Raw genomic sequence first — 16,034 nt, forward strand, 5'->3', positions numbered from 1 at the left:
GACAAATGGTTCGGGTGGGATGGGGAAGGAGGCGAGCCAAGCCCCGTGTCAAGCACGGGGCGACGGGGATGTGGGACGACCGCAATTGGGCCGCAAGCGGACGCGCTTCCCGCGCTGCACAAGCGAAAACCAACGGGTGCAGGGGCCTCGCCCCTGCCCGCCGGAGGCCTTTTTACCTTTTCCCGAACAGGGCGCTGCCCACCCGCACCACGGTGGAACCGAGCAGCGTGGCGGTTTCGAAGTCGCTCGACATGCCCATGGAGAGGCCGGGCAGGCCCAGCCGCTTGGCATGTTCGGCCAGCAGGGCGAAATAGGGGGCGGGTTCGCGGTCGGCGGGGGGAACGCACATCAGGCCGATGATGTTGAGGCCGGCGCTGCGGGCCTGATCGAGCAGGGCGGGGAGATCGGCGAGGGGGCAGCCGCCTTTCTGGGCTTCGTCACCGATGTTGACCTGCAGATAGCAGGCGGGGCGCTTGTTGGCGGCGGCTTGGGCCTTGGCCAGCGCGGCGACCAGCGACGGGCGGTCGACGCTGTGGATGACGTCAAACAGGGCCACGGCGTCGGCGGCCTTGTTGGATTGCAGCTGGCCGACCAGGTGCAGGGTGATGCCGGGTGTTTCGGCCAGCAGGGCCGGCCATTTGCCTTGCGCTTCCTGCACGCGGTTTTCGCCGAAGTGGCGTTGGCCGGCGGCGATCAGCGGGCGGATGGCATCGGCATCGAAGGTTTTGGAGATGGCGACCAGCAGCGGCGTGTCGCGGCGGCTGGCGTCGCGTGCGGCGCGGGCCATGCCGGCCTGGACGGCGGCGAGACGTTCGGCGCTGTTCACGCGATCAGAAGGCGAGGCTGGTGCCGACATAGACGGCCTGATCGTCCCGGTTGGGGAAGAGTGGGCTGGGCGGTTCCGGCGCGATGCGATAGCGCACGCCGCCGTTCAGCGAGAAGCGCGGCGCCAGGCGATACTGGCCGCCCAGTTCGAGCGAATAGCGGCGCGACAGCGGCGACAGCGCCAGGGTTTGAGTCTGTTCCGCCGTGCCTTCCAGCGAGGTGCGCCAGCGCGCGCCGCCATAGGACAGGCCCAGATTGACCTGCTCGGAGGCGCGGCTGGTGAGCGGGTTCGGCACCATCGGTTCGGCGTGGCTGTAGCCACCGTTGAGGGCAAAGCCCTTCCAGCCGAGCGAGAGGTTGACGCCATAGGCGGACGGGATGACGAACTGATCCACCGGGGCGGCCGCGCGCGAGCGATCGATGGCGGCGGTGGTGACGCGGGTGGCAACGCCCAGCGACAGGGCGCGGCGATTTTCGGCCTGGCCCGAAGGGGTGAAGCGGAAGCCGCTGCTGAGCGATTGCGACGGCGCCAGCAGGCCGGGCGCGGTGCCGGGGGCCGTGAAGGTGAAGCGGCTGGATTCCGGCAGCTGCGGTGCAAAGCTGGACAGGCCGAGCGTTGGTTCCACCACCAGCCGCTGCTTGGCGGCGCGGGCGGGCTTCGCGGCTTCGGCGGCGTGCGGCAGGCAGGCAAGGGCCGCCACCACGGCCAGCATGGCCGGGCGGGCAGGCACGCGGAACCGCGCGCGCGAATCGGCCCCTGCGTTCATCTTGTGACTCGTAACAACAGCATGCGGCCAAGCCCATACGCCTTTGGACATAACTACGCTGTGAACGGCCGGATTCCCCGTTTTTGCAGCCGGTGTGGCGACAAGCCCACACCTGGACCATGGCTGGGGTGCGGGCAAGCCGGCTGACCGGGCGTGCACGGGCTTGGCGCGGCGGGTGCAACATGCCAAAAGGCAGGCCGTGGCCGGCCCCGATCAAGGGGGTGGCAGCAGGGAATTTGCTGATGCGGCGTGTTGCAACTCTGGTCTTCCTGTCCACACTGGCGGTGATGGCGCCGGCCTGTGGCCGCAAGAAGCCCAAATTGTCGGCCGAGGCGCCGGCGCGGATCACCACGCTGGGCATCAATGCCTATCTGTGGCGGGCGGCGCTTGACACGATCGGGTTCATGCCGATCGCCCAGGTGGACAGCAACGGCGGCGTGATCATCACCGATTGGTATGTCTCCCCCCAGACCCCGAACGAGCGGGTGAAGGTGACGGTGACCGTGCTGGACACCAATCTGGCCGCCGACGCCGTGCGGGTGAATGTGCAGCGCCAGACGCTGGGTGCCACCGGCTGGGCCGAAGCCAGCGTGCGCGCCGGTACCGTGCAGCGGCTGGAGGAAACCATCCTTTCCAAGGCGCGTGACCTGCGCCGCGCCGCCGTGTTGCCGGACCGTTGATCCGACCCCTTTTTGCGACTTGAGAGACCATGGCCCGTTTTGACCATAGTGCCGCCGATGCGCGGTGGCAGGCCGTTTGGGACGAGCGGCAAAGCTTTGCCGCGCGCGATGACAGCGCCAAACCCCGCGCCTATGTGCTTGAAATGTTTCCCTATCCATCGGGGCGCATCCATGTTGGCCATGTGCGCAACTATACGATGGGCGATGTGGTGGCGCGCTCCAAGCGGATGCGCGGTTTCGAGGTGCTGCACCCGATGGGCTGGGATGCCTTTGGCATGCCGGCCGAAAATGCCGCGATGGAAAAGAAGGTCCATCCCGGCCAGTGGACGCGCGCCAACATCGTGGCGATGCGCGCCCAGCTGAAGCGGCTGGGCTTTGCGCTGGATTGGAGCCGCGAGCTGGCGACCTGCGAGCCGGATTATTATGGCCAGGAACAGGCGCTGTTCCTCGATCTGCTCGCCGCGGGCCTCGTCTATCGCAAGGAAAGCGCGGTCAACTGGGATCCGGTTGACATGACCGTGCTGGCCAACGAGCAGGTGATTGATGGCCGTGGCTGGCGTTCGGGCGCGCTGGTGGAGCGGCGCAAGCTGAACCAGTGGTTCCTGAAAATCACCGACTTTGCCGACGAGCTGGTGGAGGGGCTGGACGGGCTGGACCAGTGGCCCGAGAAGGTGCGCCTGATGCAGGAGAACTGGATCGGGCGGTCCACCGGCCTGCGCTTCACCTTCCAGGTGGAGGGCGGCGGGGACTTCGACGTGTTCACCACCCGGCCCGACACGCTGTTCGGTGCCAGCTTTGCCGCGATTGCCGCCGATCATCCGCTGGCGGCGCGCTGTGCCGAGAGCAATCCGGCGCTGGCGGCGTTCATCGCCGAATGCCGCGCGGGCGGCACCGCGGCGGCCGACATCGAAACCCAGGAGAAGAAGGGGTTCGACACGGGGCTGAGCGTGATCCACCCGCTCGATCCCGCCATCCGGCTGCCGGTGTTCGTCGCCAATTTCGTGTTGATGGACTATGGCACTAGCGCGCTGTTCGGCTGCCCCGGCCATGATCAGCGCGATCTGGATTTTGCCCGCAAATATCAGCTGCCGGTGATCCGCGTCGTCGCCGCCGAGGGCGAGGAACAGGCGCCGATCCATGATGAGGCTTACGCCGGCCCCGGCCGCATGGTGAATTCGCGCTGGCTGGATGGCATGACGGCCGACGAAGCGCGTGCCGCCGTGATCGCCCGGGCGGAAGCCGAGGGCTGGGGCCAGGGCGTGACGCAATATCGCCTGCGCGATTGGGGTGTGAGCCGCCAGCGCTACTGGGGCACGCCGATCCCGATCATCCATTGTGATGATTGCGGCGCCGTGCCGGTGCCACGCGACCAGCTGCCGGTGACCCTGCCCGAGGATGTGAGCTTCGACATTCCCGGCAACCCGCTGGAGCGCCACCCGAGCTGGAAGCATGTGGCCTGCCCCAGCTGTGGCAAGCCAGCGCGGCGGGAGACGGACACGCTCGACACGTTCGTTGATTCCAGCTGGTATTTCATCCGCTTTGCGAGCGCGCCCAAGGACCGGCCGTTTGATCCGGCGGTGGCGGCGAAATGGCTGCCGGTGGGCCAGTATATCGGCGGGGTGGAGCATGCCATCCTGCACCTGCTCTATGCCCGCTTCTGGACGCGGGCGCTGGGCCGCATTGGCCAGCTGGCGGTGGCGGAGCCCTTTGCCGGCCTGTTCACGCAAGGCATGGTGACGCACGAAACCTACAGCCGTGCGCAGGGTGAAGGCCTGCCGCCGGTTTGGTTTGGCCCCGACGAGGTGGAACGCGGGGCCGAGGGCGCCGTGCTGAAGGCCGATGGCCAGCCCGTGGATGTGGGCCGGGTCATCAAGATGTCGAAATCCAAGAAGAATGTCGTCGATCCCGACGCCATCCTGGGCCGTTATGGCGCTGATGCGGTGCGCTGGTTCGTGCTGTCGGACAGTCCGCCCGAGCGTGATCTGGTCTGGTCGGAAGCCGGCATCGATGGCGCCTGGCGCTTCGTGCAGCGCGTGTGGCGCCTGGCGGAGGACAATGCGGCCGCGGCCGGCGGCGAGGAGGATCGCAAGGTCACCCGCCTGGTCCACCGCACCATCGCGGCGGTGACCGATGATATTGACCGGCTGCAGTTCAACAAGGCGGTGGCGCGCCTGTATGAGCTGGTGAACGCGCTGGAACGTGCGCCGGCTGGCGCCGCCCGGCGGGCTGCGGTGGTGACGCTGGTGCAGCTGGTGGCGCCGATGGTGCCGCACCTGGCCGAAGAGGCCTGGGCACTGCTCGGCCAGAGCGGGCTGGTGTGCGATGCGGCCTGGCCGGCGGCCGATCCGGCGCTGCTGGTGGATGATGAAGTGACCATCGCGGTGCAGGTGAACGGCAAGCTGAAGGGCGATTTCACCGCCGCCAAGGGCAGTGACAAGGCCGCGCTGGAAGCCGCCGCGCTGGCGCTGCCCGGCGTGGTGCGCACGCTGGATGGCGCCACGCCAAAGAAGGTGATCGTGGTGCCCGACCGCCTGGTGAACATCGTTGCGTGAGGCCGGCCGCCTTGGCGCCCTGGCAGCGCTGCTGCTGGCGCTGGCGGGCTGCCAGCTGCAGCCGGTCTATGGCGGCGGCGCGGCATCGGCGCCAGCCACGCTGATGGCCGATATTGGCATCGCGCCGATTCCGGAACGCGCCGGCTTCATGGTGCGCCAGGCGCTGGTGGAGCAGTTTGGCCGCACCAGCGAGACCCCGCGTTACCGGCTGGAGGTCGTGCTCGACGATCAGATCATTGCCTTTGGCGTGCGCGGCGACTCCTCGGCAGCGCGGGAACGGCGCACGCTGCGCGCCCGGTTCCGGCTGGTCGATGTGGCCAGCGGCGTGGTGCTGGTGGATGATACGGCCAGCGCCGATGCCGGCATTGATCGCGTCAGTTCCAATTTTGCGGTGGTTGCGGCCGAAACCACCGCGCTGGAGCGGTTGAGCGTGGACATCGCCCGCCAGATCAGCGCGCGCCTGGCCCGCTATGCCCGGCGCTGAGGCCGGCCGGTGAAGATTGACGCGGCCCGCGCCGCCGGCTTTGCCCGCGCCTGGCCCGATGACTGCCGCCTGCTGCTGCTGCACGGGGCCGATGCATCGGCCAACCGCGATCTGGCCGGGCAGATTGCCGCCGGGCAGGCCGCAGCCGGCACCGGCGTGATCGAGTTGATCGGCGCATCGCTGAAGGATGATCCCCAGGCCCTGCTGGCCGCCGCCACCAGCCTGTCGATGTTTGGCGACAAGGAATTGCTGCGCATCGATGGCCTGGATGATGATGGCCAGGCCGCGGTGGAGGCGTTGCTGGCCGGGCCGCCGGGCTATCCGGTGCTGGCGGTGGCGGGCCTGCTGAAAAAGGGCAGCAAGCTGCTGACGCTGGCGGAGAAACACCCGGCGATTGCGGCCTGCGTGCAATATGAGGCGAGCCTGCGCGATGCCGGCCGTCTTTTGGCCGACATGGCGACGCCGCTGGGCCTGCGGCTGGATCGTGAGGTGGCGGAGGCCTTGTTTGGCCTCGCCGATGGCGATCGGATGATCATGCGGCGCGAGCTGGAGAAGTTCGCGCTCTACAAGGATGCCGCGCCGGATGCGCCGCAGCGCCTGACGCTGGAGGATCTGGCCGCGCTGGGCATCACATCCGGCGATGCCGAGTTGTTTGCGCCGATTGCGGCCATCACCACCGGCGACGCGGCCGAAGCCACAGATCTGCTGGCCCGGCTGCCCGATGGCACCGCCATCCCGCTGTTGCGGGCGCTGGAACGGCGGCTGGCCCAGCTGGCGCTGCTGCGCACCGAGGTGGACGCCGGCCGCGGCTCGGCCGATGTGATCGAGGGGCAGGGCAAGGCGATTTTCTGGAAGGAAAAGCCGGTGCTGACCAAGGCGCTGGCCTTGTGGGACCAGCCGCGCCTGGCCGCCGCCCAGGCCGATGTGCTGGCCGCCGAGCGCGCGGTGAAGGCCAGCGGCGGCCTCGCCGATCTGGGCGCGCATGCCCGGCTGCTGGCCATCACCCGACGGGCAATGGCGGCGCGGCGGCGCTAGACATGCTTGTGTTCGGGTTGATCCCGAGCCCGCTCATGCTGAGCCTGTCGAGGCACCGACCGCACTTGGAGCGTGCCTCGACAAGCTCGGCATGAGCGATTCAATCACAAGGGTGAATGGCGTTAGAGCGTGGCCCCCAACCGGGCGCACAGCATGTCGAGCTGATCCAGATCGGCAAAGCGGATGGTGAGGCTGCCGCTGGTGGCGCCGGGGGCGACCTGCAGCGCAACCGGCATGCCCAGCGCGTCGGCCAGTTGCTCTTCCAGTGCTTCGCTGTTGGGATCATTGGCGGCCGCCGGCTGGGCAGCGCCAGTGCGGGGCTTTCCGGGCCGGCTGCCGGCCAGCAGCGCCTCCAGCGCGCGCACCGACAGGCCGTTCTTCACCACCTTGTGCGCCAGGCCTTCGGGATCGCTGCTGCCGGCGAGGGCGCGGGCGTGGCCCATGCTGATCTGGCCTTGCTCCACCATGGCCTGCACCGCCGGTGGCAGATCGAGCAGGCGCAGCAGATTGGTGACATGGGCGCGCGACTTGCCGACAATTTCGGCGAGCGCCGCCTGGGTGTGGCCATAATCGGCGATGAGTTTCTGGTAACCGCGCGCCTCCTCGATCGCGTTCAGGTCGCTGCGCTGGATATTCTCGATAATGGCAATTTCCGCCACCTGCCGGTCATCCAGTGGGCGGATGATCACCGGCATGTCGTGCAGGCCGGCGGCCTGGGCGGCGCGCCAGCGGCGTTCGCCGGCGATGATCTGGTGGCCGCCCTGATGGGCGCGCACCAGGATGGGCTGCAATATGCCGTGGGCCTTCACCGATGCCACCAGCTCGGCCATGGCATCGCCATCGAAATGGCGGCGCGGCTGGTCCGGGTTGGGCTGGATGGCGCTCACCGCCAGGCGGGCAACGCCGGGGGCATCGGCGGCCGGCGGCGCCGCAATATCCTCCAGCAGCGCCGAAAGCCCACGGCCAAGGCCAGATTTCTTTTTGTTTTCAGCCATTTGGTTGTTCCCAAGCAATCAGACGGCGACCGCCAGCCGGGCGTTGATGCGGCCCAGCAGCTCCCGTGCCAGCGCCACATAGGCTTCAGACCCGGCGCAGCGGCTGTCATAGATCAGCGCCGGCAGGCCATGGCTGGGCGCTTCGGAGAGGCGGACGTTGCGCGGCACTTGGCTGTTGAACACCTTGGCGCCCATCACCGCCCGCACATCCTCACACACCTGGTCCGAAAGGCGGTTGCGGCGATCGACCATGGTCAGCACGATGCCCAGCAGCTCCAGCCGGCGGTTTAGGGCGGACTTTACCCGTTCGATGGTGCCGAGCAGTTGCGACAGGCCTTCCAGTGCGAAAAACTCGCTCTGCAACGGCACCAGCACCGCATCGGCGGCGACCAGCGCATTGACGGTGAGCAGCCCCAGCGAGGGCGGGCAATCGATCAGGGTGAAATCATGCACGGGCAGCGTGGCCAGTGCGTCGGCCAGGCGATGGGTGCGCCGATCGGTGTCGACCAGCTCCACCTCCGCGCCTGACAGGCTGGCGCTGGCCGGGATGATCGACAGGCCGGGGATGGCGGTGGCGCGCACCACGTCTTTGGCTTCGGCGTCACCGATAAGCATCTGATAAAGCGAGGGTTCCCGGCTCTTCCGGTCCAATCCGAGCCCGGTCGAGGCATTGCCCTGCGGATCGGAATCCACCACCAGAACCGATTTGCCGATGGCAGCCAGCGCTGTGGCCAGATTGACCGCTGTCGTCGTCTTGCCGACGCCGCCTTTCTGGTTGGCAATCGCAATGATCATCGGCGTTTTACCCCAAAAGGCCTGAGATTTGTTGCCAAGACGATGCGGGCATCAGAATCGGTTCGGCTGGGAATCAGCTGGTGATCAAAGTGGAATCGCTTGGCGGCGGTGGCAAGCTCTTCCTGCACATTCCGGCCCTTTGGCAGCACCCAGCGCGTGCCCGGTCGGCCAAAGCGCACGCTCCAATCGAGCAGCACGTCGAGCGCGGCGGCGGCGCGGGCGGTGATGATGTCATAGGGCGCCGGCTTCAGTGTTTCGACACGCTGGTTGGCGATGGTCACGCGGTCGATGGTGCCGGTCTCGGTCGCCACTTCGGTGAGGAAGCGGCATTTCTTGGTGATCGATTCGACCAAGGTGAAGCGCGCCGTTGGGTCGAGGATGGCCAGCACCAGACCGGGAAAGCCGCCGCCGGCGCCGATGTCGAGCCAGCGTTGGCCAGTTCCGGCGATGGCGAGCAACTGCGCCGAATCGCGGAAGTGGCGATCCCAGATGTGGGGCAGGGTGGAGGGCGCGACGAGGTTCATCCGCTGCTGCCATTCGGCGAGCAGCTCGGCATAGCGGTCGAGCCGGGCCAATGTTTCACGTGAAACATCAAATTCGGCCGCAAAGGCGCTGCGGGCGTCGTCGCTCATGTCAGGCCGCCAGCGTTGGCTTGTTGCGACTGGTGTGGGGCAGCAAGGCGATCAAGGCAGCGGGCGTGATGCCGGCGACGCGGCTGGCAGCGCCCAGCGTCAAGGGCCTGGCGCGCGACAGCCGCTCGATCATTTCCTTGGAAAGGCCAGCGACTTGCGCAAAATCCAGATCCGCCGGCAGCGCCAGCGCCTCGTCACGGCGCAGGGCGGCCACCTCGGCCTCCTGCCGGGCGATATAGGCGGCATAGTTGGCGTCCACCGCCAGGCTGGCGAGCAGGTCATCGCTGATGCTGGCAAGCTCGGGCCAGACCCGCCGCGCGGCCGCGTGCGTCACCGCCGGGAAGCGCAGCCAGTCGAACAGGCTGCGGCTCTGCCCGTCTTGGCGCACCTCGATGCCATGGCTGGCGAGCTGGTGCGGCGTCGCCGTTAGCGTATCGAGCAGCGCCCGCGCCGCGTCGCGCTCGGCCTGAGCGGCGGCAAAGGCGTCGGCCTGCGCGGGCGGCACCAGGCCCAGCGCCTGGCCCAGCGGGGTCAGGCGCTGATCGGCATTGTCGGCCCGCAGCCGCAGGCGATACTCGGCGCGGCTGGTGAACATGCGGTACGGCTCGGCGACGCCATGCAGCGTCAGGTCGTCGATCATCACGCCGATATAGGCCTGGGTGCGATCGATGGTCAGCGCCGGCAGGTTCAGCGCCAGCGCTGCCGCATTGGCGCCCGCCACCAGCCCCTGCGCCGCGGCCTCCTCATAACCGGTGGTGCCGTTGATCTGGCCAGCCAGAAACAGGCCGGGCACCGCGCGGGCGCCGAGGCCAGGCGTCAATGCGCGCGGATCGACATGGTCATACTCGATCGCATAGCCCGGCCGCAGGATGACGACCTGCTCCAGGCCCTTGATCGATCGAATGAATTTTTCCTGTACGTGCAGCGGCAGCGAGGTCGAAAGGCCGTTGGGATAGATAGTGATGTCATCATAACCCTCCGGCTCCAGAAAGATCTGGTGGCCATCGCGGTCGCCAAAGCGCACCACCTTGTCTTCAATCGACGGGCAATACCGCGGGCCCACCGAATCGATATGGCCGCCATACAGCGCTGATTCGCCAAGATGATCCCGGATGATGCGGTGCGTTTCCGCATTGGTGCGCGTGATCGCACAGGGAATCGGCGGCCGGCCATTGCCCGCCGCCGAACAAATTCCGAAACGGCTGAAGCGCGGATCATCACCATCGCCATATTGCCATTCCAGCACCGACCAATCGATGCTGCGACCGTCCAGTCGGGCCGGCGTGCCCGTCTTCAAGCGGCTGACCGGCAAGCCCATCGCCCGCAACGCCGCGCCCAGATCCGACGCCTGCGCACCAACCCGGCCACCCGCCTCGCGCTGGCTGCCGATGTGCATCACGCCGCCCAGGAAGGTGCCTGTGGTCAACACCACGGCCGGCGCCGACAGCCGGCCAACGCTGGTCTCCACGCCGGCAACTCGGCCCCGCTCCACCAGCAGGCCTTCCACGGCCGCCGTGATGATCGCCAACGTGGGCAACTCAGCCAACACCTCGGCCATCGCCGCCCGATACAAGGCGCGATCCACCTGCGCCCGCGGGCCGTGCACCGCTGGGCCCTTGGAACGGTTCAACAAGCGCGACTGCAGCCGCGCCGCATCGGCCACCCGGCCCATGATGCCACCCAGCGCATCAATCTCGGTGACCAGATGGCCCTTGCCAATGCCGCCCACCGCCGGGTTGCAGCTCAACGTGCCCGGATCATCGGCCCGCAACGTGACCAGTGCCACGCGCGCACCGCGCCGGGCGGCGGCGGCAGCAGCCTCACATCCGGCGTGACCGGCGCCGACAATGATGACGTCATGGGTTTGCATGCGCCAAGTCCATAGCGATTCACGGGCGATGTTTCACGTGAAACATTGAGGGAAGGGAAGGGGTGCCTCCGGCGGGCAGGGGCGAGGCCCCTGCCCGCCGGAGGCATCGCTTCTCCTACTTCCCGACACAGAACCGGCTGAAGATCCGATCCAGCACATCATCCACGCCAACCCGGCCGGCGATTCGGCCAAAGGCGTGGGCTGCCGCGCGTAGGGCTTCGGCGCGCAAGACCGGCTCTGAAGCCATTGCTGCGTCGCCCAGCGCGGATTCAGCGTCGGCGAAGGCGGCGCGGTGGCGGGCGTGGGAGAGGAGGGCGGGTTCGCCGGGGCGGATGAGGTTGTGGGCCCAGTGGCTGAGCCAGTCGCGCAGGGCGGGCAGACCGGCGCCTGTCGTGGCGGAGACCGCAAGCACGTCGGGTGGCACATCTGGCGCGGCCAGATCGCATTTGTTGAGCAGGCGCAGGGCTCCATCGCCCGTCCATTGCGGGGCTTCGGCGCTGGCGACGCTGATCACCAGATCGGCGCTTGCGGCACGGGCGCGGGCGCGGGCGATGCCGATGGCTTCCACCGGATCGTCGGTGTCGCGCAGGCCGGCGGTGTCGATGAGCACGGCGGCGACACCGTTCAGATCGATCGGCACTTCGATGGCGTCGCGGGTGGTGCCGGGAATGGCGGTGACGATGGCAACATCGCGCATGGCCAAGGCATTGACAAGGCTCGATTTTCCCACGTTTGGTGGCCCGGTGACGGCAATGGTCAGCCCGTCGCGGATACGCATGGCGCGGGCCGAATCGGCGATCAGGGCCGCGAGTTCATCGGCCATGTCGGCGAGCTGGTCGCGGGCGGCTTCGTCGAGCCGTTCGGCAACATCGGCTTCGTCTTCGGCGAAATCGAGGCCGGCTTCGGCTTCGGCCAGCACGTTCAGGCAGCGGTCGCGCCACTGGTCGGCCAGGCGGCCGAGGGCGCCACCGGCCAGCGCCAGGGCCTGATCGCGCTGGCTGGCGGTTTCGGCGCTGACGAGGTCGGCGAGGCCTTCGACCTGGGTCAGGTCCATGCGGCCACTGGCGAAGGCGCGGCGGGTATATTCCCCCGGTTCGGCGAGGCGCACGCCGGGCTGGGCGGTGACGGCATCGAGCACGCCGGCAACGACCGCGGGGCCGCCGTGCAGGTGGAGTTCGGCCAGATCCTCGCCGCTGGCGCTGGCCGGGCCGGGGAAGACGGCGACGAGGGCTTCGTCGAGCAATTGGCCGTCATGGTGCAACCGGCACAGGCTGAGCCGGCGCGGCGGTGGCACGCGGCCGGCAAGCTGTTGCACCACAGCGAAGGCGGCGGGGCCGGAAATACGGATAATGGCCAGCGCCGCCGGCGGGCGCCCGCTGGCCAGCGCCGCGATCGTGTCGGTCATGGCTTGCTGGTCAGCCCTTGCTGGCCTTGCCACCGGTGGCGGCGTTCATGCCGGCGGCGAACAATTTCTGCCATTGCTCGAAGCCACCGGCGATGCCGGGCGCCCAGGTGCGCATCATGCGTTCCCAATCGGCGGGGGTGATGCCTTCGGTCATCGCGGACTTCATGCGATCGAGATAGACGTCGTGCAGCGGCTGCAGATCGGGCAGGCCGAAGAAGGCGCGCGCTTCCTGCGGCGTGCAATCAATGTCGAAGCTGATCTTCATGCGCGCTTTGCCTCTTTTCCTCGAGCCAGAAGCGCTTAGTGTAGCGGGCGAGGGGCTGGCAGGGCAAGCGAAAGGCCGGTGCCAGCAAAAACAGAGACTTACCGCGCAGCATAAGGGGCATGCAGCATGACGGCGATCCGGATCGAGGCAGCTGGCGGGCCCGAGGTGATGCGGTTGGTGGACATTGCCTTGCCCGATCCCGGCCCCGGCGAGGTGCGCATCCGCCACGCCGCCATCGGCCTCAACTTCATCGATACCTATCACCGGTCTGGCCTCTATCCGCTGCCGATGCCATCCGGCCTGGGGCTGGAGGCGGCCGGTGTGGTGGAGGCGGCGGGCGCGGGTGTGAGCCTGAAACCCGGCACGCGGGTTGGCTATTGCTGGGGGCCGATTGGCGCCTATGCAACGCACCGCAACATTGCCGCGGCGCAGCTGGTCGTGCTGCCCGATGGCGTGAGCGACGAGATGGCGGCCGCCGGCCTGTTGAAGGGCTGCACCACCGAGTTTCTGGTTGATCGCTGCGCAAGGGTGCAGGCGGGTGATTGGGCGCTGGTGCCGGCGGCGGCGGGCGGCGTTGGCCTGCTGCTGGTGCAGTGGCTGAAGGCGCGCGGCGCCATCGTGATCGCGGTGGCCGGCACGGCCGAGAAGCTGGCGCTGGCGGCGGCCAATGGCGCCGATCATGGCCTGCTCGACAGCAGTGATGTGGCCGCGGGGGTGCGGGCGCTCACCGGCGGTCGCGGCGTCGATGTGGTGTTTGATGGGGTGGGCCGGGCCAGCTGGGAATCGAGCCTGGACAGTTTGAAGCGGCGCGGGCTGCTGATCAGCTTTGGCAATGCCTCCGGCCCGGTGTCGGGTGTCGACCTGGGCATATTGGCGCGCAAGGGGTCGCTGTTCACCACGCGGCCGACGCTGTTTGACTATTATGCCACCCCGGCGGAACGGCAGGAATTTGGCGGCCGCGTGCTCGATATGATGGCCAGCGGCGCGCTGAAATTGGCGGTGAACCAGCGTTATGCGCTGGCGGATGTGGCCCGGGCCCACGCCGATCTGGCGGCGCGCAAGACGACGGGATCGACCGTGCTGATCCCCTGATCAGCCGGCGACCATCGGGGCCACCATCGGCATCACCTCGTGCGCGCCCTCCCAGATCATCTTGAGGGCGACATAGACGATGACGGCGAGGCCGACATAGGCGATCCAGCGATAACGCTCGATATATTGGGCGATGATGTTGGCGGCGATGCCCATCAGCGCGACCGAGAGCACCAGGCCGATGACCAGGATATCGGGATGCTCGCGCGCGGCGCCGGCGACGGCCAGCACATTGTCCAGGCTCATCGACACGTCGGCCAGCGCCACGCTCCAGGCGGCGGCGGCAAAGCTCTTGGCCGGCGGCGGCGTGTTGGTGGCGACGAAATCGTCGCTGTCGCCGGGCGCGTCGATATAGGTGGCGCGCGGGTGCAGCTCGCGCCACATGCGCCAGGCCACCCACATCAAAAGCAGGCCGCCGGCGAGGATCAGGCCGACAATCTGCAGCAATTGCGACACGGCGAGCGCAAAGCCGATGCGCAGCACCAGCGCGGCGAGGATGCCGATCAGGATGACCTTCTTGCGCTGATCGGCCGGCAGACCGGCGGCCAGCGCGCCGACCACGATGGCATTGTCACCAGCCAGCACGACATCGATCAGCACCACCTGGCCAAAGGCCGACAGCGCTTCGGGGGTGAGGAGATGGGCGAAGTCCATGGCCAGCATGTAGGGGCAGGGCCGGGATTATGCCAGCGCCCTATTTGGGATTTGCCAGCACCGCGACCAGATCCGACAGATAGTCGCGGCCCTTCATCAGGCTTTCCACCTTGATGCGTTCGTTGAGGCCGTGGATGCCGTTGCCATCGGGATCGATCAGCGTGCCGGGCGCGCCATAGACCGGGATGCCGATCGGTGCGATGTAGATGGCATCGGTGGCGCCCGTGCTCATCATCGCCAGCATCGGCACGCCGGGGAAATGGGTGGCCGCCACCTGCTGCATCGGGCCGATCACCGCCGGGTTCATCGGCACCGGCTTGCCCACCGGGCGCACCGGCGGCTTCAGCGACACGGTCACCTTGGGATTGGCGATGATGCGATCAAATTCGCCCTTCAGCACATTGGGATCGGTGCCGGGGAACATGCGGCAGTTCACATTGGCGCGGGCGCGCTGGGCCAGGGCGTTTTCGGCGTGGCCGGCCTCCAGCAGGGTGGCGACACAGGTGGTGCGCAGCACGCTGTGGTTGGTGGGATCAAGGCTGACGATGCGATCCGCCTCGGCATCGGCCGGATTGGCCAGCAGGCGCGCCATCGCCGGGCCAACCGGATCAGGCAACACCTTGGAAAGCCCGGTGAAATAGGCACGGGTGGTGTCGTTGAACTGCACGGGGAATTCGTGGGTGTTGATCGCCACCACGGCGCGGGCCAGATCGGTGATGGCGTTGTCGGGTCGGGGCACGGAGGAATGGCCGCCGGGGTTGGTCGCCTCCAGCCAGTAATTCTGCACGGTCTTTTCGCCCACCTGCACGGCCAGACCCTGCGGCTTGCCATCCGGGCCATAGCGGCCGCCGCCGCCTTCGTTGAGGGCGAATTCCGCCATGATCAGATCGGGGCGGTTCTTGGCCAGCCAATCGGCGCCGTTGAAGGCATAGGTGGTTTCCTCACCACAGGTCAGCGCCAGCTTGATGGTGCGCTTGGGCGCCTTGGCCGCCTTCATGCGGATCAACAGATCGGCCCAGATGCTGGCCTGTGCCTTGTCGTCAAAGGTGCCGCGGCCATAGAAATAGCCGCCCTCCTCGATCAGCTTGAACGGGCTGCGCGTCCAGTCTTCCGGCTTGGCGGCAACCACATCGAGGTGGCCAAGCAGCAGCATCGGCTGGGCCTTCTTGTCGCTGCCCTTCAGATGGACGACGATGCCGCCTTCCTTGGGGAATTCCGGCACCGAAAACAGCGTGATGTCGGAATCGGCATAGCCCGCCGCCTTGAAGCGCACCGCCAGCTTCTCCGCCAGAGCGGTGCAGCTGCCGGTGGTGACGCTGGTGTCGGTCTCCACCATCTCCTTGTACAGCGCGCGGAACTGCGCCTCGCCCGGCTGCTTGCTGGCATATTGGGCGTTGGCGGCGGTGGCGGTGAGCAGGGCGGCGGCGATAAGAATGGAGCGCATGATGATCCCCCTTGTTGCGCCCATCAAAGCGGGGCGGGTGCGGGATAGCAAGACAGAAAAGGACCGAAGGAAGAGGGGCCTCCGGCGGGCAGGGCCTGAGGCCCTGCACCCGTTAAGTTTTCATTTGTTACTTGCCGGCTAAATTGTGATGGAAAACCGACATTTTGCCTCAACGCCGAACCGAAATGGCCTCCTCTATTTGCCTGTAGCCTTCGGGGTTGCGCGAGCGCTCCTGTTTGATGAAATCGGCATGCCGTTCGGCAAATGCTGCCACCTCGTGAATGTGTTCGGGGTAGGCTTCTCCCACGCTCCAAAACAGGAAGCCGTGGCGCACTAACTCCTCGACCTTTTTCCACTGCTTTTCGTCCGACTGTCTGGGCGGTTTGAATTTGCGGGTTAGCCCGATGCTGGGACCGCCGCATTCGGGGCAGGGCAGAACAGCTTCTGACCGCGAAGTTCTCTTAAAGCTCTTGCGGCATCCAAAGCAGGCATAGGGATGCAGCTGGGCACCTCCAAAAACCCCTCGCCAATAGCGGCCT

The 16,034-nt window shown here is 67.5% G+C and carries 16 protein-coding genes; 5 read left to right on the plus strand and 11 right to left on the minus strand.

All coding sequences use genetic code 11. The features are described 5' to 3' along the window. Window positions 1–172 precede the first annotated feature (172 nt). Complete coding sequence (locus CHU93_RS05435; RefSeq protein WP_094473119.1) at window positions 173–856, minus strand: YggS family pyridoxal phosphate-dependent enzyme; 684 nt, start codon at window positions 854–856, stop codon at window positions 173–175. Next, on the minus strand, window positions 831–1,556 hold the full coding sequence (locus tag CHU93_RS05440; protein WP_165768614.1) for a porin family protein: 726 nt from the start codon (window positions 1,554–1,556) through the stop codon (window positions 831–833). Before CHU93_RS05440 ends, CHU93_RS05435 begins: the two co-directional genes overlap by 26 nt. A gap of 278 nt (window positions 1,557–1,834) precedes the next feature. Between CHU93_RS05440 and CHU93_RS05445 the strand changes: the two genes are divergently transcribed. From CHU93_RS05445 to holA, 4 genes are read left to right on the plus strand one after another with little or no spacing between them, the layout of a single operon-like run. Next, complete coding sequence (locus CHU93_RS05445) at window positions 1,835–2,272, plus strand: DUF3576 domain-containing protein (RefSeq protein ID WP_207759229.1); 438 nt, start codon at window positions 1,835–1,837, stop codon at window positions 2,270–2,272. Window positions 2,273–2,301: 29 nt separating this feature from the next. After that, window positions 2,302–4,824, plus strand: a complete 2,523-nt coding sequence (leuS, locus tag CHU93_RS05450; RefSeq protein WP_094473121.1) for a leucine--tRNA ligase — start codon at window positions 2,302–2,304, stop codon at window positions 4,822–4,824. Then, a complete protein-coding gene (lptE, locus tag CHU93_RS05455; protein ID WP_094473122.1) occupies window positions 4,817–5,308 on the plus strand; it encodes an LPS assembly lipoprotein LptE in 492 nt (163 codons plus the stop codon). The genes leuS and lptE overlap by 8 nt, the downstream gene beginning before the upstream one ends. A gap of 9 nt (window positions 5,309–5,317) precedes the next feature. Beyond that, entirely contained in the window at window positions 5,318–6,343 is a 1,026-nt protein-coding gene (gene holA / locus CHU93_RS05460) for a DNA polymerase III subunit delta (protein WP_094473123.1), read from the plus strand. A 122-nt stretch (window positions 6,344–6,465) separates the two neighbouring features. Here holA and CHU93_RS05465 read toward each other — a convergent pair whose 3' ends face one another. From CHU93_RS05465 to CHU93_RS05490, 6 genes are all read right to left on the minus strand, one after another. Continuing rightward, window positions 6,466–7,338, minus strand: a complete 873-nt coding sequence (locus CHU93_RS05465; protein WP_094473124.1) for a ParB/RepB/Spo0J family partition protein — start codon at window positions 7,336–7,338, stop codon at window positions 6,466–6,468. 18 nt (window positions 7,339–7,356) lie between these two features. Further along, window positions 7,357–8,133, minus strand: a complete 777-nt coding sequence (locus CHU93_RS05470) for a ParA family protein (RefSeq protein WP_094473125.1) — start codon at window positions 8,131–8,133, stop codon at window positions 7,357–7,359. Then, window positions 8,130–8,765 carry a 16S rRNA (guanine(527)-N(7))-methyltransferase RsmG gene (gene rsmG, locus CHU93_RS05475; protein ID WP_094473126.1) on the minus strand — a complete coding sequence of 212 codons (636 nt, stop codon included), beginning with the start codon at window positions 8,763–8,765 and terminating at the stop codon, window positions 8,130–8,132. Before rsmG ends, CHU93_RS05470 begins: the two co-directional genes overlap by 4 nt. 1 nt (window position 8,766) lies before the next feature. Beyond that, window positions 8,767–10,635, minus strand: coding sequence for a tRNA uridine-5-carboxymethylaminomethyl(34) synthesis enzyme MnmG (gene mnmG, locus CHU93_RS05480; RefSeq protein WP_094473127.1), 1,869 nt, complete (start codon window positions 10,633–10,635; stop codon window positions 8,767–8,769). Between the two features lie 115 nt (window positions 10,636–10,750). After that, window positions 10,751–12,040, minus strand: a complete 1,290-nt coding sequence (gene mnmE, locus CHU93_RS05485) for a tRNA uridine-5-carboxymethylaminomethyl(34) synthesis GTPase MnmE (RefSeq protein ID WP_094473128.1) — start codon at window positions 12,038–12,040, stop codon at window positions 10,751–10,753. A gap of 10 nt (window positions 12,041–12,050) precedes the next feature. Continuing rightward, window positions 12,051–12,305 carry a DUF6489 family protein gene (locus CHU93_RS05490; protein WP_086115428.1) on the minus strand — a complete coding sequence of 85 codons (255 nt, stop codon included), beginning with the start codon at window positions 12,303–12,305 and terminating at the stop codon, window positions 12,051–12,053. Between the two features lie 126 nt (window positions 12,306–12,431). On the opposite strand from CHU93_RS05490, the gene CHU93_RS05495 reads away from it, so the two are divergent. After that, window positions 12,432–13,397: a quinone oxidoreductase family protein gene (locus CHU93_RS05495; RefSeq protein WP_094473129.1), complete on the plus strand. Its 966-nt coding sequence runs from the start codon at window positions 12,432–12,434 to the stop codon at window positions 13,395–13,397. Here CHU93_RS05495 and CHU93_RS05500 read toward each other — a convergent pair whose 3' ends face one another. The 3 genes from CHU93_RS05500 to CHU93_RS17485 all read right to left on the minus strand — a co-directional run. After that, complete coding sequence (locus CHU93_RS05500; RefSeq protein ID WP_094473134.1) at window positions 13,398–14,051, minus strand: YjbE family putative metal transport protein; 654 nt, start codon at window positions 14,049–14,051, stop codon at window positions 13,398–13,400. Window positions 14,052–14,091: 40 nt separating this feature from the next. Then, window positions 14,092–15,495, minus strand: coding sequence for a M20/M25/M40 family metallo-hydrolase (locus tag CHU93_RS05505; protein WP_094473130.1), 1,404 nt, complete (start codon window positions 15,493–15,495; stop codon window positions 14,092–14,094). Between the two features lie 169 nt (window positions 15,496–15,664). Next, a partial coding sequence (locus tag CHU93_RS17485) for a hypothetical protein (RefSeq protein ID WP_165768615.1) occupies window positions 15,665–16,034 on the minus strand: 370 nt, incomplete at its 5' end.

The organism is Sandarakinorhabdus cyanobacteriorum, from assembly GCF_002251755.1.
Classification (GTDB): Bacteria; Pseudomonadota; Alphaproteobacteria; order Sphingomonadales; family Sphingomonadaceae; genus Sandarakinorhabdus; species Sandarakinorhabdus cyanobacteriorum.

What these genes read in the sequence shown, in the direction of transcription:
- CHU93_RS05435 (WP_094473119.1), bottom strand. Translation starts at nt 856, where the DNA reads ATGTCGGCACCAGCCTCGCCTTCTGATCGCGTGAACAGCGCCGAACGT.
- CHU93_RS05445 (WP_207759229.1), top strand. Translation starts at nt 1,835, where the DNA reads ATGCGGCGTGTTGCAACTCTGGTCTTCCTGTCCACACTGGCGGTGATG.
- leuS (WP_094473121.1), top strand. Translation starts at nt 2,302, where the DNA reads ATGGCCCGTTTTGACCATAGTGCCGCCGATGCGCGGTGGCAGGCCGTT.
- CHU93_RS05465 (WP_094473124.1), bottom strand. Translation starts at nt 7,338, where the DNA reads ATGGCTGAAAACAAAAAGAAATCTGGCCTTGGCCGTGGGCTTTCGGCG.
- CHU93_RS05470 (WP_094473125.1), bottom strand. Translation starts at nt 8,133, where the DNA reads ATGATCATTGCGATTGCCAACCAGAAAGGCGGCGTCGGCAAGACGACG.
- rsmG (WP_094473126.1), bottom strand. Translation starts at nt 8,765, where the DNA reads ATGAGCGACGACGCCCGCAGCGCCTTTGCGGCCGAATTTGATGTTTCA.
- mnmG (WP_094473127.1), bottom strand. Translation starts at nt 10,635, where the DNA reads ATGCAAACCCATGACGTCATCATTGTCGGCGCCGGTCACGCCGGATGT.
- mnmE (WP_094473128.1), bottom strand. Translation starts at nt 12,040, where the DNA reads ATGACCGACACGATCGCGGCGCTGGCCAGCGGGCGCCCGCCGGCGGCG.
- CHU93_RS05490 (WP_086115428.1), bottom strand. Translation starts at nt 12,305, where the DNA reads ATGAAGATCAGCTTCGACATTGATTGCACGCCGCAGGAAGCGCGCGCC.
- CHU93_RS05495 (WP_094473129.1), top strand. Translation starts at nt 12,432, where the DNA reads ATGACGGCGATCCGGATCGAGGCAGCTGGCGGGCCCGAGGTGATGCGG.
- CHU93_RS05500 (WP_094473134.1), bottom strand. Translation starts at nt 14,051, where the DNA reads ATGGACTTCGCCCATCTCCTCACCCCCGAAGCGCTGTCGGCCTTTGGC.
- CHU93_RS05505 (WP_094473130.1), bottom strand. Translation starts at nt 15,495, where the DNA reads ATGCGCTCCATTCTTATCGCCGCCGCCCTGCTCACCGCCACCGCCGCC.